Source organism: Kitasatospora sp. NPDC088742 (assembly GCF_055584905.1).
The window spans coordinates 113532-136434 of the sequence record NZ_JBVJLD010000011.1; the positions used below are offsets into that span (position 1 = coordinate 113532).

Sequence of the window (22903 nt, forward strand, 5' to 3'; positions counted from 1 at the left end):
TAGACTCGATCAAGCGGGTCGAGATCCTGGGTGTGCTCTCGGAGCAGTTCCCGAGCGACACGCACATGGGCCCGGAGCAGCTCGGTGAGCTCCGTACCCTCGGTCAGATCGTGGAGTTCATGTCCGGCACGGTCGCCGCAGAGGTTCCGGCGCCGGTCGTCGCTCCGGCCGCCGCCTCCGCCGCCGTGCTGCCCGGCCGGCTGGGCCGGACCCACGCCACGCTGACCGAACTGCCGCTCCCGGACCGCCTGGTGGGTGCCTACCCGGCCGGTTCCGGTGCGCTGCTGGTGGACGACGGCGGGGAGCTGACCCCGGTGCTGGCCGAGCGGCTGGCCGCCGACGGCTGGCAGGTGCAGGTGCTCCGGCTGCCCGGGGTGACCCGGCAGATCGCGGGCGTCCGCGACCTGGCGCTGAACAGCTGGGGCGTCAACGAACTGGCGGACCGGATCGAGGAGTTGACTCAGGTCCGACTGGCCGTGAACCTTGCCGTCCGCCGGGACGGCGACTGGGCGGACGGCGTGCGCCGGCTGTCCCACGCGCTGCTCACCGCCAAGCACCTGGTCGAGCCGCTGACCCGGGCCGCCGACGGTGGCCGGGCCTGCTTCGCCACCGTGACCCGGCTCGACGGCGGCTTCGGCCTCGCGGGCGTGGACGAGGCGCTGGCCCCGTCCGGTGGTTACGGCGGTCTGGTGAAGACCCTCGCGGTGGAGGCCCCGGAGCTGTTCTGCCGGGCCGTCGACCTGGCGCCCGGCCTCTCCGACGCCGACGCCGTCGAGCTGCTGCTGGGCGAGCTGCTGGACGCCGCCGCCGAGCCGGTGCAGGTCGGGCACGACGGCACCCGCCGGGTGACGCTCGGTCTGCTGACCACCGATCAGCTGCCCGCGACCACCGAGCCGGTGGCCGCGCCGACCTCCGAGGACCTGATCGTGGTCACCGGCGGAGCCCGCGGCATCACCGCGCGCTGCGTGGTCGACCTGGCCGCCGCCCACAAGCCCGGCTTCCTGCTGCTGGGCCGTACCCCGCTGACCGGCGAGCCCTCGTGGGCCCAGGGCATCACCGGGGACGCCGAGTTGAAGGCCGCCGCCGTCGCGCAGCTGCGCACCGCGGGGGAGAAGCCGACCCCGAAGCGCGTCGAGCAGCTGTACCAGGCCGTGGTGGGTGAGCGGGAGATCCGTCGCACGCTGGCCGAGGTGCAGGCGGCCGGGGGCACGGCGGAGTACCTGGCGGTGGACATCACCGACGCCGCCGCCACCGCCAGGACGCTGGCCCCGTACGCCGCCAGGGTGACCGGTCTGGTGCACGGCGCGGGTGTGCTGGCGGACCAGCTGATCAGCGCCAAGAAGGCGAGCGAGATCGAGCGGGTCTTCGCTCCCAAGCTGACCGGGCTGCGCTCGGTGCTGGACGCGCTGCCCGCCGACGGGCTGCGGCACGTGGTGCTGTTCACCTCGGTGGCCGGGTTCTTCGGCAACCGAGGCCAGTCCGACTACGCGATGGCCAACGAGGCGCTCAACGCCTGGGCGGCCGGCTGGAAGCGCAAGCACCCGCAGGCCCGGGTGACCGCCCTCAACTGGGGTGCCTGGGACAGCGGGATGGTCTCGCCGCAGATCAAGGCGGTGTTCCGGGAGCGCGGTATCACGCTGATCCCGGAGGAGGTCGGAACCGCCCTGTTCACCGGCCAGTTCGCGCCGGAGCGCGGGCAGGACGTGGTGACGGTGCTCGGCCCGACGACCCCGCTCTCGGTCCGCGAGCAGTCGGTGCCGGAGGCGACGGTGCTGGAGCGCCGGCTGGACGTGCTGGCCGCCGACCCGATCGTGGCCGACCACGTGATCGGCGGGGTGCCGGTGCTGCCGGCCGCCGTCGCGCTCGGCTGGGCGGTCGGTGCGGTGGAGCGGCTCAGCGGGGGGACGGTCCGTCAGGTCCGGGACTTCGCGGTGCACAAGGGCGTCACCTTCGACGGCGGTGAGCACGGCAGCTTCCAGCTGGCGGCCTCCCCGGCCGGGGACGGTGCCACCACCGAGGTGGTGATCCGTTCGGTCACCGAGGACGGCGCGGTCCGTCCGCACTACGCGGCCGGTGTGGTGCTCGGCGCCGACCCGGCGGGCGAGGTGAACCGGCCGAGCATGGCCGGGCTGCCGGCCCTGGGCCAGGGCCGCGACGCGGCCGGCTTCTACGCCGACGGCACGCTCTTCCACGGCGAGGCCCTGCGCGGTCTGCGCCGGGTGCTGGCCGAGGACGAGTCCCGGCTGGTGCTGGAGGCGGCGCTGACCGAACTCCGGCCCGGGAACGGCGCGTTCGGGGGATCGCTGTACGGCCCCGGCACCGCCGACCTGCTGCTGCAGGCCGCCCTGGTGTGGATGCGGCTCTACCGCTCGACCGCGAGCCTGCCGCTCTCGGTGGCCCGGGCGGAGCTGTTCCAGGCGCTGCCGGACGGCGAGCCCTTCCTGATCGTGGTCGAGCCGGTCTCCGCCAACGGGGTCAGTGCGTCCCTGACGGTCACCGCCTGCGCCCCCGGCGGCCGGGTGCTGGCCCGCTTCGGCGGGATCAGCCTGGTCTCCACCCCGCAGCTGGCCGCCAAGTTCGCCGCCAACTGACGTACCTGGCAAGCGGGTCCGGCCGGCCATCTCACGGGATGGCCGGCCGGACCCTCAGCCCCAGGCTCCGGAAAGGACCACAGCTTCCATGAGCAAGTACGCCATTGTCGGCCTCTCCTGCCTCTTCCCCGGCGCGGCCACGCCCGCCGAGTTCTGGCAGAACCTGAGCGCGGGCGTGGACAGCCGCCGGGAGGGCGGCGCGGAGGTGTTCGGCCCGGCGGCCGACCCCCGCGACGAGGACCCGGCCCACCGCATCTACTGCAGCCGGGGCGGATTCGTCACCGGCTTCGACTTCGACCCCACCGGCTACCTGCTGGACGCCGACCAGCTGTCCCGGCTGGACCGGGTCTTCCACTGGACCCTGCACGTGGCCCGCGAGGCGCTGCGCGACAGCGGCGCCGAGGGCCGGCCCGAGCTGCTGGCCCGGACCGGCCTGATCATGGGCAACTACTCGTTCCCGACGCCCGGTTCGGCGAAGATCAGCCTGCCGCTGGTGGACCGCGCCGTGCTGGCCGGGCTGCGCGAGGCGGGCCTGCCCGGCCTCGACCTGCCCGAGCCGGCCGCCGCCGAGCCCGCCGACGCCCGGGTGAGCGGCGCCCCGGCCCGGGTCGCGGGTGCGGCCCTGGGCCTCGGCGGTCCGCGCTTCGCGCTGGACGCCGCCTGCTCCTCCGCGCTCTACGCGCTCAAGCTGGCCTGCGACCAACTCGCCGCCGGCCAGGCGGACCTGGTGCTGGCGGGCGGCGTCTGCGCGCCCGACCCCACGCTGATCCACCTCTCCTTCTCCGATCTGCACGCCTACCCGGAGAACGGCTTCAGCCAGCCCTTCGACTCCTCCTCGGCCGGCATCCTGACCGGCCAGGGCGCCGGGATGGTCGCGGTCAAGCGCCTCGCCGACGCGCAGCGCGACGGGGACCGGATCCACGCCGTGATCGACGGCATCGGGCTCACCAACGACGGCGCCGGCCGTCACCTGCTGCTCCCCAACGCGGCCGGGCAGCACAGCAGTTACCAGCGCGCCTACGCCGAGGCAGGGGTCGAGCCGACCGCCATCGACTACCTGGAGTGCCACGCCACCGGCACCCCGGCCGGTGACTCCACCGAGGCCGAGTCGGTGGCCCGCTGGTTCGGCGGCCACGGCAAGGTGCCGCTGCTGGGCTCGGTCAAGGGCAACATCGGACACCTGCTCACGGTGGCCGGGCTGAGCAGTCTGCTCAAGGTCATCCTGGCCATGCAGCACGGCGAACTCCCGCCCACCGTAGGGGTGGACACCCCGGTGGACGCCACCGTCGGCGGCGCCCTGGTGCGCGAGCGGACGGCCTGGCCCGAGCACGAAGGACCGCGCCGGGCGGCGGTCTCCGCCTTCGGCTTCGGCGGCACCAACGCCCATGTGGTGCTGTCGAACTCGACGGAGGAGGCGGCCGACGAGCAGCCGGTCGAGGCCCCCGCGCTGGACATCGTCGGCCTCGGTGCGCACTTCGGCACCCTGGAGACGGTGGCCGCGTTCGAGCGGGCCCTGCACGAGGGCACCGACGCCTTCCGCCCGCTGCCCGAACTGCGCTGGCGCGGCATGGAGTACGGCCCGGTACCGGAGGGCGGCTTCGTCGACCAGGTGGCCATCGACCCGGTGGACTACCGCATCCCGCCGGCCGACCTGCGCAACTACAACCTCCAGCACGCCCTGATGGCCAAGGTGGCCGACGAGGCGCTGGCCGACGCGGGCTTCGCCCGCACCCCGGCCGAGGGCCAGTCGGTGCCGGCCCCGCGCCGGGTCGCGGTGGTGGTCGCGATGGAGATCGAGCCCAGCGCCCACCTGCACCTGGCCCGGCACGGCCTGGCCGGGCGGCTGCGCGAGGCGTACGCGGCGGCCGGTCTGGAGCTGACGGAGCAGCAGACCGAGCAGCTGGCGGCGGCGGCCCGGGACGGCGTGCACCAGCCGATCGTGGCCAACGAGGTGCTCAGCTACATCGGCAACATCATGGCCAGCCGGATCTCCGCCCTGTGGAACCTGACCGGCCCCTCCTTCACCATCTCCTCGGACGGCGCGGGCACCGCCGAGGCGCTCGACATCGCCCGGCTGCTGCTGCTCGACCCGGAGATCGAGGCGGTGCTGGTCGGCGCCGTCGACCTGGCCGGCTCGCCCGAGTCGCTGCTGCTGCGCGGGGACGCCCCGGTGACCGGAGCCGGACTCAGTTTCGGTGCGGGAAGCCAGGGTTGGCGGATCGGCGAGGGTGCCGGCGCCGTGGTGGTGGCCCGCCCGGGCAGCGAGCGCCAGGTGTACGCCCGGCTGGACGCCGCCGTGGTGCGGCACGCCGTCCCGGTGGCCGGGGAGCTCCCGGAGGCCGACCCGGCGCTGTTCGCCGAGGCGGCCCGCGAGGCGCTCGCCCTGGCCGGGGTCGGCCCGGCCGAGGTCGGCTACCTGGAGGCCCACGCGGGCGGTACGCCCGGACAGGACGCGGCCGAACTGACCGCGCTGGCCGCCGTCTACCCGGCGGGGGCCTGTGAGCCCGCGCTCGGCAGCGGCAAGGCCCAGCTCGGCGACACCCAGGGCGCGGCCACCATGGCCGGGCTGCTGCGCGCGGTGCTGGCCGTGCACCACGGCTACCTGCCGGGGGTGCCCAACTGGCGCGGCCCGGCCGAGGAGCACGCGGAGCTGTTCGCCGCGGCCGGCTTCCACCTGCCCGGCGAGTCCCGTCCGTGGCTGCGGGCCGAGCGCTCGGCCCGCCGGTACGCGGCGGTCAGCTTCCTGGGCGGCGGCGGGGCGCACGGGCACCTGGTGCTCTCCGCCGGGCAGACCCGGGGCGCGGCGGTCGAGCGGGACTGGCGGCGGGCCGGCGGCCCGGTGCTGCTGGCACTCGGCGCCGAGGACCGCGCCGGGCTGCTGGCCGAGCTGGACCGCCACCTGGACCTGCTCTCCGTCAACGCCGACCCGTACGCGCTGGCGGTGGCGGCGAGCCGCCGTCTGACGCCCGCTCAGAGCGTGCGCGCGGTGCTCGTCGGCACCGACGCGGACAGCCTCACCGCGCAGCTCACCGCCGCCCGGCGGGACCTGCCGGGGGTGTTCGAGCGGGACGAGGAGTGGGCCACCCCGGCCGGCAGCTACGCCACCGCACGGCCGATCGGCCCCGAGGGCAAGGTCGCGCTGGTCTACCCCGGCGCGTTCAACTCCTACCCCGGCCTGGGCCGGGACCTGTTCCGCGCCTTCCCCGGCCTGCTCACCCGCTTCGAGGCCGAGGCCGAGCAGCCGGACCGGGCGTTCCGCTCCGCGCTGCTCCACCCGCGCTCCCAGCAGCCGCTGGGGAAGCGGGAGTTGATGGGGTTGGAGGAGCAGCTGGGCGGCGACCTGCCGTTCATGCTGGCCACCGGTACCAGCTTCGCGATCCTCTACACCGACCTGGTCCGCGAGCTGCTCGGGGTCAGGGCACACGGCGCTTTCGGCTACAGCCTGGGGGAGAGCAGCATGCTGTTCGCCACCGGCGGCTGGCAGCGGGAGGCCCGGCGGGACGACCGGATCAGCGCCACTCCGCTGTTCAAGGACCGGCTCTGCGGCCCCCGCCGGACGGTCCGTGAGCTGTGGCAACTTCCGGAGGACGCACCGGACTCGGCGGTCTGGGGCAGCCACGTGCTGCTGGCGGCGGCGGAGGACGTACGGGCCGCGATGGCCTCGTACGACCGGGTGTACCTGACCCACGTCAACACCCCCAAGGAGGTGGTGATCGCCGGGGCACCCGACCAGTGCAAGGCGCTGATCGCCGAGCTCGGCTGCCCCTCGGCCCGCTCGCCCGTCAACTCGGTGATGCACTGCCCGGTGGTGGACGGGGAGCTGGCCGGCCTGGCCGAGCTCAACGACCACCCGGTGGGCCCGGTCGGGGAGTTGGACCTCTTTACCGCCTACGACTACGGCACGGTCGGGGACCTGGACCGGCAGACGGTGGCCGAGCGGATCGCGCACACGCTCCGCTCCACCATCGACTTCCCCAAGCTCACCCGCACCGCCTACGAGCAGGGCTTCCGCTACTTCGTGGAGGTCGGCCCGAGCTCCACCTGCACCCGCTGGGTGAAGGAGTCGCTGGGCGCCGAACACCCGCACGTGGCGGTCTCGGTGGACCGGCGCGGGGTGCCCGCCACCAAGGCGATCGCCCAGCTGGCGGCCCGGCTGGTGGCGCACGGCGTCCCGCTCGACCTGACCGGCCTGCTCGGCGAGCTGCCCGCCCCGGCGGGCAAGCGGCTGCGCTTCCCGGTCGGCGGCGGCCCGTCCATCCCGGCCGCGGTGGCCGCGGCGGCGAAGCCGATCGTCAGCGGGACGGTCGGCGCCCCGGCCGCCTTCGCGGGCGTGGGCTTCGCGGCGGGCACACCGCTCACTGCCACCGCCTCCTCCGCTCCGCCGGCCGTCTCCGCCCGCAGGCGTCGCGCCGAGGCGGGCACGGTGGCGACCGCGACCGTGGCGACCGCGACCGCACCGGCGGGCCCGAGCAGTGCTCGTGGCGGGGCCGGTGGCGCCGGTGCGTCCGCGCCGCCGCGGTCCGCACCCGTCGCGATCATGGCGGGGCCTCCCGCGGTGAGCGCCGCACCCGTCGTCCCGCCGTCTTCCGGACCGTCCGGTCCCGTTCCCGTGGAGGGCCAGCCCCCGATGCCTGTCGATCCGTCAGTCGCCGATCCCGAGGTCATCACCTTCGACGGCGAGCCGATCTCCTTCCTGCCCTGGGCCGAGCCCGAGGCGGCCCCGGCGGCCGTCGCGCTGCCCACCCCGCAGGCAGCGACCCCGCATGCCGCCGTCCCGCAGGCAGCGGCCCCGCAGTCCGGGGCCAACCCGGCCGGTCAGCTGGTCCGCGAGCTGCGCGAGCAGCTGCTCGCCACCCACTCGGTGGTGATGGAGACCCAGCGGGTGCTCCAGGAGTCCACGCTCAGCCGGGCCGAGGCCCTGCTCGCCCAAGCCCCGGTCGCCCAGCCGGAGTTGCCGGTGCTCCCGGCGCCCGAGCCGATCGCCTTCGCGATCGAGACCGTCGTCCCGCAGGCACCGGCGGCGCTGCCCGCCGCGCCCGTGGTGACGCCGGTGCCCATCGCCCCCGCCAAGCCGGCGGGCGTGATCTGGGACCAGGCCGATCTGCTGGAGTTCGCCACCGGCAGCCTGGCCAAGGTCTTCGGCGCCGAGTTCGCCGAGATCGACTCCTACGGCAAGCGCGTGCGCCTGCCCGCCGAGCCGTACCACTTCGTCACCCGGGTCACCGACCTCAAGGCGGAGACCGGCGTCTACCAGCCCTCCTTCATCCGCACCGAGTACGACGTCCCCGAGGACGCCTGGTACACGGTGGACGGCGGCGTGCCGCCGGCCGTGGCGATCGAGGCCGGGCAGTGCGACCTGCTGCTGATCAGCTACCTCGGCATCGACTTCAAGAACAAGGGCAAGCGGGTCTACCGCCTGCTCGACTCCACCCTGGTCTTCCACGGCGACCTGCCGAAGGCCGGGCAGACCCTGCGCTACGACATCTCGATCAACCGCTTCGTCACCCAGGGCGAGACCACGCTCTTCTTCTTCTCCTACCTCTGCTACGCCGACGGCGAGTTGATCCTCGAACTCAAGGACGCTTCGGCCGGCTTCTTCAGCCAGGAGGAGCTGGAGACCCCGCTCGGGGTCGTCATCACCGAGAAGCAGAAGGCCGCGCGGGCCGCGCTGACCAAGGGCTGGTTCAAGCCGCTGGCCGACACCGCGCACAACGACCTGACCGCCGCCGACCTGGAGCTGCTGGCCCAGGGCAGGCCCGGTGAGGTGTTCGGCCCGCACCACGCGCAGGACGAGGGGATGAACCCGGCGCTGCGGCTGCCGGACGCCCGGCTGCGGATGATCGACGAGCTGCACATCGACCGGACCGGCGGCCCGCGTGGCCTCGGCCTGCTCACCGCGAGCAAGCAACTCCAGCCCGACGCCTGGTACTTCGAGTGCCACTTCCCGGACGACCCGGTGCTGGCCGGCTCGATGGTGGCCGAGGGTGCGGTGCAGGCGCTCCAGGCGTACCTGCTCCACCAGGGCATGCACCTGGTGCTGCCGGACGCGCGCTTCCAGACCATCGTCGGCCTGCAGACCGAGGTCCAGGTGCGCGGCCAGATCACCCCGCAGCACAGCGAGATCCGGTACGAGATCGAGGTGATGGAGCTGACCCTGCTCCCGCGCCCCTCGGTGATCGCCGACATCCTGGTCTACCTGGGCGACAAGCCGGTGATCCGGATGCACAACTTCGGCATCCAGATCCGCGAGAAGGAAGGCACCGCGTACCGCCCGGAGGCGGGCGGTGTGCCGGTCTTCCTCGGCCGCCGCAACCGCAGCGGCGAGCCCGCGATGATCAACGAGCTGCACCTGGCGCACGCCGCCAAGGGCGACCTGGGCACCGCGATGGGCCCCGAGTTCGACGTCTACGCCAACAGCCGCGCGCCCTACATCCCCAACGGGGACTTCCAGTTCGTCGACCGCATCATGCGGCTCGACGGCACCCGCGGTGACCTCAACCCCGGCTCGGAGATGGTCACCGAGTACGACTCCCCGGCGGACGCCTGGTACTACACCCAGAACGCCCACCCGCACATGCCGAACGCGGTCTACATGGAGACCTCGCTGCAGGCCGCCATCCTGCTCGGCTACTACCTCGGTGCCACCCTCAAGCGCCCCGAGGAGCAGTACGCGATCCGCAACCTGGACGGCAAGGCCACCCTGGTCAAGGACCTGGACCTGCGGGGCAAGACCATCCGTCACCACTCCAAGCTGCTGATGACCAGCGCCATGTCCGGTGCGGTGCTGCAGAACTTCAGCTACGAACTCTCCGCCGACGGCGAGGTGTTCTACGTCGGGGAGTCGCTGTTCGGCTACTTCAGCGACGCGGCGCTGGCCAACCAGGTGGGCCTGGACGCGGGGACGTACGTGGCCCCGTGGATCGAGCAGGCGAAGCCGGGCAACGTGCGCCGGATCGAACTCCCGGCGGGCGCACCGGCGTTCACCGACCCGAGCGGCGGCCGGCTGCACCTGCCGGGTGAGCACTACGCCCTGGTGGACCGGGTCGACCTGGTCGAGGGCGGCGGCAAGCACGGGGCCGGCTACCTGCACGGGTACCGCGAGGTCCGGCCCGACGAGTGGTACTTCGACTGCCACTTCCACCGCGACCCGGTGATGCCCGGCTCGCTCGGGGTGGAGGCGATCCTCCAGGGCCTGCGGCTGTTCGCCCTGGAGCAGGGCCTGGCCGAGGGGATCGAGAACCCGAGGTTCGCCCTCGCCGTGGACGTGCCGATGAGCTGGAAGTACCGGGGCCAGATCCTGCGCCACGACCGGGAGTTGAGCTTCGACGTGCACGTGAAGGAGGTCCGCCGCGAGCCCGGCCGGGTGGTCGTGGTCGCCGATGCCGAGCTGTGGAAGCCCGGCCTGCGGATCTACGAGCTCACCGACGTGGCCATCGAGGTCCGCTCCGACGCCGTCTGACGGCCCACCAGACACCCGGGGCTGCCGGGTCGGTCCTCGGCCCGGCAGCCCGTTCCCCGCTAGGAGACAGAGACCCCACCCATGGACACCTTGGAGACACCACTCCGCTGGTACGGGGAGAGCTACCCCGCCACCGACTCGCCGGGCATCTACCAGGCCCTGGCCGCACTGGACCGCCCCTGCTTCATCGTCCGCACCCCCGAGGGCATCGGCGCCGTCGCCGAGGGCCACCCGGCGGCCAGGGGAGCCGGCGGCGGCCTGCCGCTGCTGGCCGCCGTCCCGGCGCTGCCCGCCGACCGGCTCGGCTCGCCCGAGTTCCGCGCCGCGCACGGCGTCCGCCAGCCGTACCTGGCCGGGGCGATGGCCGGCGGCATCGCCTCCGCCGACCTGGTGATCGCGCTCGCCAAGGAGGGCTACCTGGCCTCCTTCGGCGCGGCCGGCCTGCTGCCGGAGACCATCGAGCAGGCGCTCACCCGCTTCGCCACCGAGATCCCCGGCCTGCCGTTCGCCGTCAACCTGATCCACAGCCCGAGCGAGGAGCGCCTGGAGCGCGAGGCGGTCGAGCTCTTCCTGCGCTACGGCGTGCGCTGCGTGGAGGCCTCCGCCTTCATGGCGCTCACCCCGCACGTGGTCCGCTGGCGCCTGGCCGGCCTGCGCCCGGGCCCGGACGGCCGGGTGCTGGCCGAGCACCGGCTGATCGCCAAGATCTCCCGGACCGAGACCGCCGAGCGCTTCATGAGACCCGCTCCGGCCGCCATGGTCGGTGCGCTGCTGGCGCAGCGTCTGATCACCCCGGAGCAGGCCGAGTTGGCCCGCCACGTCCCGATGGCCGACGACATCACGGTGGAGGCCGACTCCGGTGGCCACACCGACCGCCGGCCGCTGCCCGCCCTGCTGCCCTCCATCCTGCGGCTGCGCGACACCGTCCAGCGCGAACACCGCTACCCGGCCCAGATCCGGGTCGGCGCGGCCGGGGGCCTCGGCACCCCGACCGCGGTGGCCGCCGCCTTCGCGATGGGCGCCGCGTACGTGGTGACCGGCTCGGTCAACCAGTCCTGCGTGGAGTCCGGCGCCTCGAAGGCGGCGAAGGCGATGCTGGCCGAGGCCGGGATCGCCGACTGCGAGATGGCGCCCGCCGCCGACATGTTCGAACTCGGCGTCGAGCTCCAGGTGTTGAAGAAGGGCACGCTCTTCCCGATGCGGGCCAAGCGGCTCTACGAGCTGTACCAGGCCTACGACGGGCTGGACGCCCTGCCGCCCGAGGAGCGGGCCCGGCTGGAGACCCAGGTGTTCCGCCGCCCGCTGGCCGACGTCTGGGACGAGTGCGTCGGCTACTTCCGGCGGCGCGACCCGGAGCAGCTGGCCCGGGCCGAGGGCAGCCCCAAGCGGAAGATGGCCCTGGTCTTCCGCTGGTACCTGGGGATGTCCTCGCGCTGGTCGGTGGTCGGGGACCCGGACCGCACCCTGGACTACCAGGTCTGGTGCGGTCCGGCGATGGGCAGCTTCAACGACTGGGTGACGGGCAGTTACCTCAAGACCCCCGGCAACCGGCGGGTGGCCGACGTGGCCCACCACCTGATGCACGGCGCCGCCTTCCACACCCGGGTCGCGCAGCTGCGCACGGCCGGCGTGCGGATCCCCGCCACGGCGGGGGACTACCGGCCGGTGCCGCGGTGACGCCCGAGGAGCTGGACCGCGAGCTCGGTGACCCGGCCGACCCGGAGAACCCGTACGGCTGGGCGGCGGCCGTCCGGCGGGACGAGGCGGGGGAGTACCCGGAGGAGATCTGCGAGGTGCTGCGCAAGCAGGACTTCCACCTCAACTACCTTCCCACGGTGCTGGGCGGGACGTTCCGCGGGTTCGACCAGAGCCTCACCCTGGTGCGCACCGCCGCCCGCCGGGACCTGAACGTGATGCCCGGCACGATGTTCTCGATCACCGCCGCCACCTGCGTCCAACTGCACGGCTCCACCGCCCAGCAGGAGCGCGTCGCGGAGATCCTCCGCCGCGGCGGCTCGGTCGCCTTCGCGCTGTCCGAGCAGGACCACGGCAGCGACCTGCTCGCCAACGAGGTCCGGCTGACACCGGACGGCGACGGGTGGCGGCTGGACGGGCACAAGTGGATGGTCGGGCTGGGGCAGCGCAGCGAGGCCGCCTACGTGGTGGCCCGGACGGGGGAGCGGGGGCCGGGGGCGTTCTCGGCGGCGCTCGTCGACCTGGACGGGGTGGAGCGGGGGCCCGAGGTGCCCACCGGGGGGATGCGGGGGATCGACTTCGCGCATCTGCGGTTCGAGGGGCACCCGGTGGCCGAGGGCGATCTGGTGGGCCGTCAGGGGGAGGCGCTGGAGGCGGCGGTCAAGGCGCAGCAGGTGGTGCGGCTGATGAGCACCGCCGGCAGCCTCGGCTGCGCCGACACCGCGCTGCGGCTGACCCTGGACTTCGCCACCGAGCGCCGGATCGGCCGTACCGCGCTGATCGAATCCCCGTACCCCCGACGGGAGTTGGCGATCGCCTCGGCGGCCCTGCTGGCCGCCGACGCGGTCGCCCTGGCGGCGGCCCGCGGCATCCACGTGGTGCCGGAGCAGTTCAGCGTCTGGGGCTGTGCGGCCAAGCACGTGGTGGCCGAGGCGGTGGAGGACGCGATGGGGCGCTGCGCGACGGTGCTGGCGACCCGGGCGGTGCTGCGTACCGAGGGCCCGGGCGGCGGGATCTTCCAGAAGCTCCAGCGGGACGCCGCGCTGGTGCGCGTGGTGGACACCTCCACGGTGGCCAACCTGCGCTCCTTCGCCGGTCAACTCCCGGCGCTGATGAAGGGGTTGGACGAGACCGCGGACCCGAGGGCGGTCCGGGTGGTCTTCGACCTGGCGGCCGACCTGCCGCCGTTCGAGCTCGCCCGGCTGGACCTGAACGCCCGTGGCCGGGACCTGGTGACGGTGGGCCTGCCGGACACCGGGCCGATCCACCGGTACCTGGCGGACCTGTCCGTCCAGGTCGCCACCGCCGACCCGAAGGGCAACGAACTGGTCGACCTGGCCGAGCGGTTCGCCTGGCTGCACGCGGCCGCCGCCTGCCTGCACCTGTGGGTGGTGAACCGGGAGAACGAGGTGCTCGGCCGCCCCGACTGGCTGACCGCGGTGCTCGCCTACCTGCTCTCCCGCGCCGAGGGCACTCCCGTCCGCCGCCGCGAGGCCGAGCTGCTGCCGGCCCTGGCCACCGTCCGCGACCTGCACGCCCGCCACCGGCTGTTCTCCGCAGTCCCGGTCCAACTCATCTGATGGCACCACCGATCCACAGGAGCGAACCACCGTGCCGAAGGCAGACCTGACCGAGCTCGCCGCGCGGCTCGAAGCGCAGCTCGGCGACCCGCACGACCCCGACAGCAGCATGCCCTTCGAGCAGATCCTGGCCCACGACGAACGGGAGGAGTTCCCCTACGCCTTCGTCAACCTGCTCCAGCGCTGGGGCGTGCACGAGTACGTGATCCCGGAGGCCCAGGGCGGCAAGGCGGGTGACGTCGAGGTCGGCTTCAACCTGCTGCGCCTGATCGCCCGCCGCGACCCGACCTCCGCCACCGCGCTGATGCTCACCAGCCTGAGCTTCATGCCCGCCTGGATCGCCGGGACGGACGAGCAGAAGCAGTACGTCGTCGACCGGATGAAGCAGGGCACCAGGCTGGCCTGGGGCCTGTCGGAGCGTCACCACGGCAGCGACGTGCTGGCCAACGAGATGCGGGCCGAGAAGGTCGAGGGCGGCTACCTGCTGACCGGCGAGAAGTGGCTGATCGGCAACGCCACCGTGGCCGACGGGGTCAGCGTCTTCGCTCGCACCTCCCCCAAGGGCGGCCCGGCCGGGTACTCCATCTTCCTGGTGGAGAAGCGCAACACCCCGGCCGGCTCGGTGGTCGAGCTGCCCAACGAGCGGCTGCACGGCCTGCGCGCCCTGGACATGAGCGGCATCCGGCTGGACGGCGTCTTCGTCCCGGACTCGGCCCGCCTGGGCCACGAGGGCCAGGGGCTGGAGATCGCGCTGAAGAGCGCCCAGGTGGCCCGCACCACCATCGGCTCGATGGCGCTGGCCGCCGTGGACACCGCGCTGCGGGTGACCCTGGACTTCACCGAGCAGCGCGAGATCTTCGGCAAGAAGGTCAGCGACATCCCGTACTCCCGGCGGCAGTTGACCGAGGTCTTCGCCGACCTGCTGACCGCCGACGCGGTCAGCCTGGGCGCCGTGCGCAGCCTCCAGCTGGTGCCGGAGCAGACCAGCGTCTGGTCCTCCGTCGCCAAGTACTTCGTGCCGACCCTGCTGGAGCGCTCGATGGCCCAGCTGAACATCGTGCTCGGGGCCCGGCTCTACCTGCGCGCCCACCCGCACTACGGCATCTACCAGAAGATGCTCCGCGACCTGCTGGTGGCCATCTTCGCCGACGGCAACACGGTGGTGAACCTCAAGAACATCGCCCTCCAGCTGGACGGCCTGCTCACCACCGCCGGCGACCCCGAGGCCCGGGCCGAGGCCGAGCTGCGCACCCCCGTGCTCTACGGCATCGACCGCGAGCTGCCGCTCTACCGCCCTTGGGACCAGGAGCTGTTCAGCCGGGGCAAGGACGACGCGCTGCTCGGCGCCCCGGCCGCGCTGGCCGGGCTGTGCGCGCTGGCCGCCGCCGCCAAGGGCGAGGAGCGCGACTGGCTGGAGCGCGCGGCCGCGCTGGCCGCCGAGCTGCTGGAGCGGGCCGAGGACCTGCACGCCCAGGCCGCCGAGCTGCGCGCCGAACTCGGCCGGGAGTACGGCCAGTCGGCCGAGCTCTTCGACCTGGCCAAGCAGTACACGACCCTGCACGCCACCGCGGCGGTGGTGCACACCTTCGTCCACTCGCACGGCGCGCTGGACGACCCGCTGCCCAGCGGCGCCCTGCTGCTGCTCCAACTGGAGCGACTGGCGAAGGAGTTCGAACCGCACCGGGTGGTCACCGGGGCGGCCGAGGTGGACGAGGTGATGCGGGTGCTGCGGCACCTGTACCGGGCCAACCGGCTGTTCTCGTACTGGCAGTTCCCGCTCGCCGAACGGACCGGAGCCGTCCATGCCCAGAGCTGACCGCCGCACCGCGGCCCGCACCGCCGTCTGCCACGGCTGCCAGGGCGTCTTCGCCAAGGACGAGCTGGACCACACCCTCAAGGTCTGCGAGCCCTGCCGGACGGGCTTCCGGCAGTCCATGGACGAGTGGCTCAAGCGGCTGGTCGGCCTGGCCGCGCTGGCCGAGCCGGCCGAACGGCGCCCGGCCGCCCCGTACCGGGCCAGGCCGTGACCACCGCGGCCACGGGTACCAAGGTCGTGGGCGCCGACGCCCACCTCTACCTGCTGCCCGAGCGCTCCGTCGACGGCCTCGCCGAACTCCACGGCGGCACCGGCCTGTTGACCCGGGCCGAGCGGGAGCGGATGGAGCGTCAGCGCACCGCCGGGGCCCGGCGCCGCTACCTGGGCGCCCGGCTGCTCTCCCGGCACGCGCTGAGCGACCGGGACGGGCGCCCGGTGGGGGAGTGGCGGTTCGCGGTGACGGCCTCGGGCCGCCCCGAGGCCGAACCGGACGGCCACGCCCTGCGGTTCAACCTCTCGCACACCGAAGGCCTGCTGGCCTGCCTGGTCACCGAGGGCCGCACCTGCGGGGTGGACGTCGAGGCCACCCCGGCCCGGCCGGACGCGGTGACCCACCTGCCGCGCTGGTTCGCCCCCGCCGAGCGGGCCGCGCTGGCCGGGGCGGCGGACCGGGCGGCGGCGGTGGCCGCGTACTGGGTGCTCAAGGAGGCCTACCTCAAGGCGCTCGGCACCGGGCTGCGCCGGGAGCTGGACGGCTTCGCCCTGAGCGCTCCCTGGCAGTCGCCGATCCGCCTCCACGACCCGCTCCAACCCCCGGACTCCGACTGGAAGTTCGACCTGCTCCACCCCGCGCCCGGCTATGTGCTCGCCACCGCCGTCGCCGACGGCACGGCCGGCCGGCTGCACCAGACCTGGATCACCACGTAGAAGAGGAAGCACCCAGATGTCCAAGCCCCGTGTCGCCGTGGTCGGAGCCGGTGTGGCCGGTCTCTCCGCCGCCTACAAGCTGCGCGAGCACGCCGAGATCACGCTCTTCGAGGCGGAGGGCCGCCCGGGCGGCCACGCCAACACCATCGAGGTGGAGGACGAGGGCCGCACCCTCGGGATCGACACCGCCTTCGTGGTCTTCAACCAGCCCAGCTACCCCAACCTCAGCAAGTTCTTCGCCGAGCTCGGCGTGGAGAGCCGCCAGCACCTGGGCGGCTTCAACTTCTTCGACCTGGACAGCGGACTCCAGTACGGCACCGCCGAGATGGCCCTGCCGGAGGAGGAGGTGACGAGCCGCTACGGCGCCGAGTTCCAGACCATCTGGCGCGAGGCCCACCGCTTCCACCAGGAGGGCCGCAAGGACTTCCTGCGCAAGCGCACCGACCTGCCGCTGGGCGAGTACCTGGACCGGGGCGGCTACAGCCAGGAGTTCCGGTACGGCTACGTGATCCTGCTCTGCACCGCCGTCTGGTCGGTGCCGGCCGAGCTGATCTGGGAGATGCCGGCCACCACCGTGATCGCCTTCTTCATGGCCCACGACGAGGGCGGCCTCGGCGGCCAGGGGGTGGAGTGGCGGACCGTCAGCGGCGGCTCGATCTCCTACGTCCGCAAGGCGATCACCGCGATCGGCCCGAAGCTTCGGCTGGCCGAGCCGGTCACCGGCATCCGCCAGGAGGAGGACGGCGTCACCGTCGCCACCGCGCGCAGCTCCGAGCGCTTCGACCACGTGGTCCTGGCGACCCACGGCGACACCGCCCGGGAGCTGCTCAGCAACCCGGACGACGTGCAGCGCCGCACCCTGGAGAAGATCCGCTACAACACCTCGCTGGCGGTGCTGCACACCGACCCCTCGGCCATGCCGGCCGACCGCGCCCGCTGGGACAACTGGAACTACGGCAAGGTCGCGGTGGACGGCACCAGCCGCCCGTACGTGGCCTACTACATGAACCGGCTGCACGGCTTCGAGTCGGCCACCGACTACTTCGTCACCCTGGACTACCCGCGCGAGGTCCGGGAGGAGCTGGTGATCCGCGAACTGCCGTACTCCCACCCGGTCATCGACATCGACCTGCGCCGCCTCCAGCAGACCATCTACGAGGTGAACGAGGGCACCCGGGTGAAGCTGGCCGGGTCGTACTTCCACTCCAAGCAGCTCTACCACGACCAGATCGGCTCGCACGAGGCCGCGTTCTCCTCCGGCATGGAGGCGGCGGCCCAGCTCCTCCGCGAGCTGGGCCACCGCGAAGCCTGACGACCGCTCAGGTCGGGAGGACGTAGCGCTTGGCGGACTCGTTCTCCTGGGCCATCCGGCGGAGGGCGAGCAGGACGGGTTCCATCAGGATGGTGAGCAGGACGGCGCGCTCGACCCGCTCCAAGGGGTCGGACACGTCCTCCAGTTGGTCGAGGTCGAGGGCGGCGGTGCGTTCGGCCAGCTCGGCGTAGGGGAGCAGGGCCTGCCAGTCGGCCGGCAGGCCCAGCTCCCTGAGCGTGGCGAGGGTGTCGGTGACCACCGCGCGGGTAGGAGCCTTCTCGCTGACCTCCCAGTTCATGGCGGAGATCAACTCATCGGCGGGGGAGGGTTCTTGCGGTCCGTCCACGGACGGTTCGGGATCGCCGGTCGGCACCGCGCCGACGGCCAGGCCGAGCAGGAAGTGGACATCGGTCGAGTGCTCGTCCAGGCCCCGGAGCACCTCCCGGGTGGTGGACACCGACAGCCCGCGCACGGTGACCAGCGCGCGGGCCAGCCGGAGCCGGCGGAGGTGGTGCTCGTCGTACTCCGCCTGGGTGGCGGAGGTCGCCACCCCGGCGGGCACCAGCTCCTCCCGCAGGTAGTACTTGATGGTCGCCACCGGGACGCCGCTGCGACGGCTCAGCTCCGAGATCCGCATCTTCTCCGCTCTCCACTGGAAATTAGGTAGCAGCACTGTCTAATATAGATAGTGCGACACTCCAATAGTGCACGGAAAGGCCGACGCATGCCCACGCTGCCCTGGACCACTCCCCACACCCCTCGCCCGAACAGCCAGGTGCTGGTGATGGCCTCCCGGCTCGAAGTCCGGTCCCTCAAGGACGTGCCGCGCTTCTTCCTCAAGTCCCTGGCCGCCTGGAAGCAGGTCAAGACCGCGCCCGGCGCGGTCGGCGCCTCGCTGATCGCCCAGCCGCTGAAGGGCGTCTTCTGGACGCTCTCGGCCTGGGAGGACCGCCAGTCGCTCTACGCCTACGCCAAGGCCGAACCGCACTACACGATCATGACCTCGCTCCGTGAGGTGACCAAGCAGTCGGTCTTCACCTTCTGGGACACCACCGCCGAGCAGCTCCCGATCACCTGGCCCGACGCCAAGAACCGGCTGGCCGAGCAGCAGCGCACCGACGCCGCCGCCGGCTGATCCCGGCCCCGAACAGCCCCCCAACAGCCCCGCCCGACAAGGGAGATCCCCGCCATGTCCGCACCCGCCCCCGCCGGGCGCAAGGTACCGCTCTGGCTGTCGATCGTCGCGTGCAGCCTGCCGATGTTCATGGTGGCGCTGGACAACCTGGTGGTGTCCACCGCCCTGCACACGCTCGCGGTGGACCTGAAGGCCAGCACCCAGGACCTGCAGTGGTTCGTCAACGCCTACGTGCTGAGCTTCGCCTGCCTGCTGCTGACCGGGGCCGCGCTCGGTGACCGCTTCGGCCACCGCAAGGTCTTCGCACTCGGCATCGTCCTCTTCACCCTCTCCTCGATCGGCTGCGGACTGGCCGACACCAGCGGGCAGTTGATCCTCGCCCGGGCGATCCAGGGCTTCGGTGCGGCGGCGGTCATGCCGCTCTCCCTCACCCTGCTCTCCAACGCCGTGCCGGAGAAGATGCGCAGCCTGGCGCTCGGACTCTGGTCCGCCGTCAGCGGCCTGGCCATCGCGCTCGGCCCGGTGGTCGGCGGCGCGGTGGTGGAGGGCCTGGCCTGGGAGTGGATCTTCTGGATCAACATCCCGGTCGGCATCGTCGCCGTCCCGCTGGTCATGGCGGTGCTGCGCGAGAGCCGCGGCGAGAAGGCCAAGCTGGACCTGGTCGGCATGCTGCTGGCCACCGGCGGTCTGCTCGCCATGGTCTGGGGCATCGTCAACGGCAGCGAGGACGGCTGGACCTCCACCAAGATCCTCGGCGCCTTCGCGGCCGCCGCGGTGCTGCTGGCCGCGTTCGTCGGCTGGGAGCGCCGGGCCCCGCACCCGCTGCTGCCGCTCGGCTTCTACAAGATCCGTGCCTTCACCCTGGCCAACGTGGTCTCCGCCTCGATGTACTTCGGGGTCTTCGGCTCGATCTTCTTCCTCTCCCAGTACCTGCAGATCGCCCCGCCCCGCACCCCGCTGCACGCCGGCACCCTGACGCTGGCCTGGACCCTGATGCCGATGGTGATCGCGCCGATCGCCGGCGCGCTGACCGACAAGGTCGGCGGCGGGCGGCTGATGGCGCTGGGCCTCTTCCTCCAGGCCGGCGGCCTGGCCTGGATCAACCTGGCGGCCGGCCCGGACACCCCGTACTCCCGGCTGGTCGGTGCGATGCTGCTGGCCGGTGCGGGCATGGGCTTCGCCATCGCCCCGACGGCGGCCGTGGTGCTCGGCGCGGTCGGCCCGGAGCACCGGGGCAAGGCCTCCGGCGCCAACACCACCGTCCGCGAGATCGGCGGGGCGCTCGGCATCGCGGTGCTGAGCAGTGTCTTCACCGCCAACGGCAGCATGCGCGGCGCCCAGGAGTTCACCGACGGCCTGCACCCGGCCGTCTGGGTCGGCGTGGTGGTCGTGGTGCTCGGCGGGCTGGCCGCCCTGGCCATCCCCCGCCCGCCCAAGGCCGCCCCGGCGGAGACCGTCGAGACCACCGAGGCCCCGGCCCCGGTGACCGTCTGACCCACCCTCAGGAGGGGCCCGGGGAGCGTGCGACTCTCCGGGCCCCTCCGCGCGTCTCAGCCCGGCAGCGGCTGCGGGTGGCCGTCGTTCAGGTCCAGCAGGGTGCGGTCGCCCAGCGGCCGGCCCAGCCGGACGGTGCCGGGCAGGCCGGGGTCCGGCATCTGGGTGGAGCAGCCTCCCTGACGCCCGGTCAGCCGGGCGATCACCACCACGGACCGGTCCGTCTCGACCGCCTCCAGCGCGGCCGGGGCCTTGCACGGCCCGGCCTTGACCAGCACGTCCAGGCTCAGCCCGTCGGGCGAGAGCCGCACCGGCTCGGCCGCCCAGAGCACCGGGTCCTGCTCCAGGATCACCGAGGGGGACGGCGTCGGCCGGGCGGTCCCGTGCGAGGGCAGCACGGCCGGGTAGGCGAACGGCTCGGAGTAGCCGTGCACGGTGAACTCCCAGACCGGGACGGTGGCTCGGCCCCGGCTGGTGGCGATGGTCCGGGTGCCGGTCCGTGCCCCGGTGATGGCGGCCTTGGGCGGGCACTGGTTCCAGTTGCACTTCACGTCCCGGGAGTGCTCCGTGAGGGCCTGCACCGCGGTCAGCACCGGCAGCCGGACCTGGTGGCCGTCCGCCCAGACCACCGTGCCCTCACCGGTGGGCGCGGGCGGGGTGAAGTCGTGGAAGAAGTACTGCCCGGTGAAGACCGAGATCTCGTCCGAGGCGTGCGCCGCCGGCGGCACCCAGCGCGGGCGGCTCTCGCCGAGCGGGAAGTACCCCTCCCGCCAGCCCCGTTCGGCCGCCGAGCCCTCCCAGGCCCGCAGCACCTGCGCGGCCCTGCGCTGCCCGGGTTCGGCCGGTTCGGGCGGCGCCGGGGCCCCGGTGGTGGTGGCGCAGGCGGTGAGCAGCAGCAGGGCGGCGGCGGCCGTGGCCGCCCGCGCCCTCACCGGACGGTCCCGGGAACACCGGTGGACAGGTCGAGCACCAGCCGGGCGTCCAGCGGCCGCGCCAGCTTCACCGTGACGTGATCCTCCAGCAGCACGGCGTCGCACCCGGCCTTGGACCGTTTCAGCTCGACCATCAGCACCACCACCCGGTCGGTCTCGTACGCCTCGGTGCCCGCCACCTGGTCGCAGGCGCCGCGCCGGATCCGCCCGGTGACGGTCAGTCCGTCCGCCGAGACCGCCTCCCGGACGACGCTGCGGTCCACCCAGCCCGGGTCCGGGTCGGCGACGGGCAGTTGCTGGGAGGTGACGGCGGGGTAGGCGAACGGCTCCTGGTAGCCCGTCATGGTGAACTCCCAGACCGGCACGGTGGCCTGGCCCCGGCTGGTGGCCACGGTGCGGCTGCCCCGGGCCACCCCGGTCACCTTCAGCGGGGGGTCGCAGTCCGAGCGGCACGGCGCCTTGCCCCGGGTGAGCCCGTCCAGCACCTGTTTCGGGGAGACCATCGGCAGCGACAGTCGCTGCCCGTACGGCCAGACCACCTCGGCGGTCGGCTCGCCCCGCGGCAGTTCGGTGGCCGCCTCGATCGCGCCGCTCAGGTACGCGGTCTTGCCGCCGTTGCGGAACGCGTCGGCGGGCAGCCACTCCTGAGGTCCCGTCAGCGGGTAGTACCCGCTCGTCCAGGCCCGCTCGGCCGCCGACCCGGGCCACTCCCTGGCCACCTGCGCCGCCCGCTCCCGGGCCGTCCAGGTCACCGTGGTGGCCGGCGCGCTGCCGATGGCGGGTGCGCCGCCGCTGCTCCCCGAGGTGGCGCCGCAGCCCGTCAGCAGGAGCGCTGCGAGCGCGAGCGTGGTTGGTCGTCTCATCCGTCATCCCCCGTACCGGTAAGCCGAATTGGCGGTGCTCGAACGGTGCTCGGACGCAGGCGGTCAGCGAACGGTTCCAGCGGGTACGGGCACCGGGCGGACCGAGCGGGGCTCGCCGGTGGCCAGACCGAGAACCGCCCGCTCGCCGAGCGGTTCGCGCAGGCGGACGGTGGCCGACGCGCTCACGGTCTCGGTGGCGCAGGTGCTGCCGGTCGTGCGGGCGAGCAGGACCAGCGGTACCACGGACTGCTCGGCCTCGTACGCCTCGGTCGTCACCACCCGTGTGCACGACGGGAGTTCGACCGTCCCGGTGACTTCGAGGCCGTCCCAGGAGGCGGTTCGGGCCTCGAAGGCGGCGACGGTGAGGCCGGTGGGCGAGGAGGGATAGGCGACCGGCGGCAGCGGATCGGCCCTGCGCTGGGGGTAGACCGCCGGCAGCACGAAGGGCTCGGAGTAGCCGGGGGAGAAGAACTCCCAGACCGGGACGGTGGCTTGTCCCCGGCTGGTGGCCAACTCACGGCGGGCGGACCGGATTTCGGTGACCCGCAGCGGGGTGCACTCCGCTTCGCAGGTACCGAGCCGGTCCTGTGCCAGGGACCGTAGCGTCTCCGGGACGGACCGCAGCACCATCCCGAGGGCGCGTCCGTCGGACCAGCGGACCTCCGCGAGCGGATCGCCCCGCGGGATCGAGAGGGCCAGGTCGAAGCTGCCGCTCACGTACGCGGCCTTCTCCCCGAGGCTGCGGAACGCCTCCGGCGGCAGCCACTCCGGGAAGCGGTCCAGCGGGTAGTAGCCGGTCCGCCAGGCCTCCTGGGCGGCCGTGTGCTCCCAGGCCCGCACCGCCTCGGCGGCCCGGGCCCTGGCCGCCTGCGCGACCGGGTCCTCCGGCAGGACCGGGCCCGGTGCCGGGCCGCTCTCGGCCGTGCACCCCAGCAGCAGCAGTGCCGCGCCCACCGCGAGCACGATCCGCCTCATCGTCATCCCCCGTCCCGGAAAGCCGAGTCGGGGGGGGGGGGGGGGGGGGGGGGGGGGGCGGGCGCGCGCGGGGGGGCGGGGGGGGGGCGCGGCCCCCCCCCCCCCCCGCCGCCCCGCGCGCCCC

At 73.6% G+C, this 22903-nt stretch carries 14 protein-coding genes; 10 read left to right on the top strand and 4 right to left on the bottom strand.

Going from position 1 to position 22903, the window contains the following annotated elements:
* From ACZ6ZR_RS12240 to ACZ6ZR_RS12275, 8 genes are all read left to right on the top strand, one after another.
* Window positions 1–2591, top strand: a 2591-nt coding sequence (locus ACZ6ZR_RS12240; protein WP_465641998.1) for an SDR family NAD(P)-dependent oxidoreductase, incomplete at its 5' end; no start/stop codon positions are given.
* A gap of 88 nt (window positions 2592–2679) precedes the next feature.
* Window positions 2680–10050, top strand: coding sequence for a beta-ketoacyl synthase N-terminal-like domain-containing protein (locus ACZ6ZR_RS12245; protein ID WP_465641999.1), 7371 nt, complete (start codon window positions 2680–2682; stop codon window positions 10048–10050).
* An 81-nt stretch (window positions 10051–10131) separates the two neighbouring features.
* The gene (locus ACZ6ZR_RS12250) at window positions 10132–11727 is read left to right on the top strand and encodes a PfaD family polyunsaturated fatty acid/polyketide biosynthesis protein (RefSeq protein WP_465642000.1); all 1596 of its coding nucleotides are present in this window, start codon (window positions 10132–10134) and stop codon (window positions 11725–11727) included.
* Window positions 11724–13325 carry an acyl-CoA dehydrogenase family protein gene (locus ACZ6ZR_RS12255; protein WP_465642001.1) on the top strand — a complete coding sequence of 534 codons (1602 nt, stop codon included), beginning with the start codon at window positions 11724–11726 and terminating at the stop codon, window positions 13323–13325. Before ACZ6ZR_RS12250 ends, ACZ6ZR_RS12255 begins: the two co-directional genes overlap by 4 nt.
* 31 nt (window positions 13326–13356) lie before the next feature.
* Window positions 13357–15141 carry an acyl-CoA dehydrogenase family protein gene (locus tag ACZ6ZR_RS12260; protein WP_465642002.1) on the top strand — a complete coding sequence of 595 codons (1785 nt, stop codon included), beginning with the start codon at window positions 13357–13359 and terminating at the stop codon, window positions 15139–15141.
* Window positions 15128–15352, top strand: coding sequence for a hypothetical protein (locus ACZ6ZR_RS12265; protein WP_465642003.1), 225 nt, complete (start codon window positions 15128–15130; stop codon window positions 15350–15352). Before ACZ6ZR_RS12260 ends, ACZ6ZR_RS12265 begins: the two co-directional genes overlap by 14 nt.
* Window positions 15349–16068 carry a 4'-phosphopantetheinyl transferase family protein gene (locus ACZ6ZR_RS12270; RefSeq protein ID WP_465642004.1) on the top strand — a complete coding sequence of 240 codons (720 nt, stop codon included), beginning with the start codon at window positions 15349–15351 and terminating at the stop codon, window positions 16066–16068. The genes ACZ6ZR_RS12265 and ACZ6ZR_RS12270 overlap by 4 nt, the downstream gene beginning before the upstream one ends.
* 16 nt (window positions 16069–16084) lie before the next feature.
* Window positions 16085–17380: an NAD(P)/FAD-dependent oxidoreductase gene (locus ACZ6ZR_RS12275; RefSeq protein ID WP_465642005.1), complete on the top strand. Its 1296-nt coding sequence runs from the start codon at window positions 16085–16087 to the stop codon at window positions 17378–17380.
* Window positions 17381–17387: 7 nt separating this feature from the next.
* On the opposite strand, the gene ACZ6ZR_RS12280 is transcribed toward ACZ6ZR_RS12275, so the two are convergent.
* Window positions 17388–18017, bottom strand: coding sequence for a MerR family transcriptional regulator (locus ACZ6ZR_RS12280; protein WP_465642006.1), 630 nt, complete (start codon window positions 18015–18017; stop codon window positions 17388–17390).
* An 87-nt stretch (window positions 18018–18104) separates the two neighbouring features.
* On the opposite strand from ACZ6ZR_RS12280, the gene ACZ6ZR_RS12285 reads away from it, so the two are divergent.
* Together ACZ6ZR_RS12285 and ACZ6ZR_RS12290 are read left to right on the top strand one after the other, a co-directional pair.
* Entirely contained in the window at window positions 18105–18515 is a 411-nt protein-coding gene (locus ACZ6ZR_RS12285) for a DUF3291 domain-containing protein (RefSeq protein ID WP_465642007.1), read from the top strand.
* 54 nt (window positions 18516–18569) lie between these two features.
* Entirely contained in the window at window positions 18570–20009 is a 1440-nt protein-coding gene (locus tag ACZ6ZR_RS12290; RefSeq protein WP_465642008.1) for an MFS transporter, read from the top strand.
* A 56-nt stretch (window positions 20010–20065) separates the two neighbouring features.
* Here the strand turns inward: ACZ6ZR_RS12290 and ACZ6ZR_RS12295 are convergent, their stop codons facing one another.
* From ACZ6ZR_RS12295 to ACZ6ZR_RS12305, 3 genes are all read right to left on the bottom strand, one after another.
* Window positions 20066–20941 carry a hypothetical protein gene (locus tag ACZ6ZR_RS12295; protein WP_465642009.1) on the bottom strand — a complete coding sequence of 292 codons (876 nt, stop codon included), beginning with the start codon at window positions 20939–20941 and terminating at the stop codon, window positions 20066–20068.
* Window positions 20938–21804 carry a hypothetical protein gene (locus tag ACZ6ZR_RS12300; protein ID WP_465642010.1) on the bottom strand — a complete coding sequence of 289 codons (867 nt, stop codon included), beginning with the start codon at window positions 21802–21804 and terminating at the stop codon, window positions 20938–20940. Before ACZ6ZR_RS12300 ends, ACZ6ZR_RS12295 begins: the two co-directional genes overlap by 4 nt.
* A gap of 63 nt (window positions 21805–21867) precedes the next feature.
* A complete protein-coding gene (locus ACZ6ZR_RS12305) occupies window positions 21868–22785 on the bottom strand; it encodes a hypothetical protein (protein ID WP_465642011.1) in 918 nt (305 codons plus the stop codon).
* Window positions 22786–22903: the final 118 nt, after the last annotated feature.

Coding starts and splice junctions, on each gene's coding strand:
- ACZ6ZR_RS12250 (WP_465642000.1), top strand. CDS start 10,132: ATGGACACCTTGGAGACACCACTCCGCTGGTACGGGGAGAGCTACCCC.
- ACZ6ZR_RS12275 (WP_465642005.1), top strand. CDS start 16,085: ATGTCCAAGCCCCGTGTCGCCGTGGTCGGAGCCGGTGTGGCCGGTCTC.
- ACZ6ZR_RS12290 (WP_465642008.1), top strand. CDS start 18,570: ATGTCCGCACCCGCCCCCGCCGGGCGCAAGGTACCGCTCTGGCTGTCG.
- ACZ6ZR_RS12280 (WP_465642006.1), bottom strand. CDS start 18,017: ATGCGGATCTCGGAGCTGAGCCGTCGCAGCGGCGTCCCGGTGGCGACC.
- ACZ6ZR_RS12305 (WP_465642011.1), bottom strand. CDS start 22,785: ATGACGATGAGGCGGATCGTGCTCGCGGTGGGCGCGGCACTGCTGCTG.
- ACZ6ZR_RS12285 (WP_465642007.1), top strand. CDS start 18,105: ATGCCCACGCTGCCCTGGACCACTCCCCACACCCCTCGCCCGAACAGC.
- ACZ6ZR_RS12300 (WP_465642010.1), bottom strand. CDS start 21,804: ATGAGACGACCAACCACGCTCGCGCTCGCAGCGCTCCTGCTGACGGGC.
- ACZ6ZR_RS12265 (WP_465642003.1), top strand. CDS start 15,128: ATGCCCAGAGCTGACCGCCGCACCGCGGCCCGCACCGCCGTCTGCCAC.
- ACZ6ZR_RS12245 (WP_465641999.1), top strand. CDS start 2,680: ATGAGCAAGTACGCCATTGTCGGCCTCTCCTGCCTCTTCCCCGGCGCG.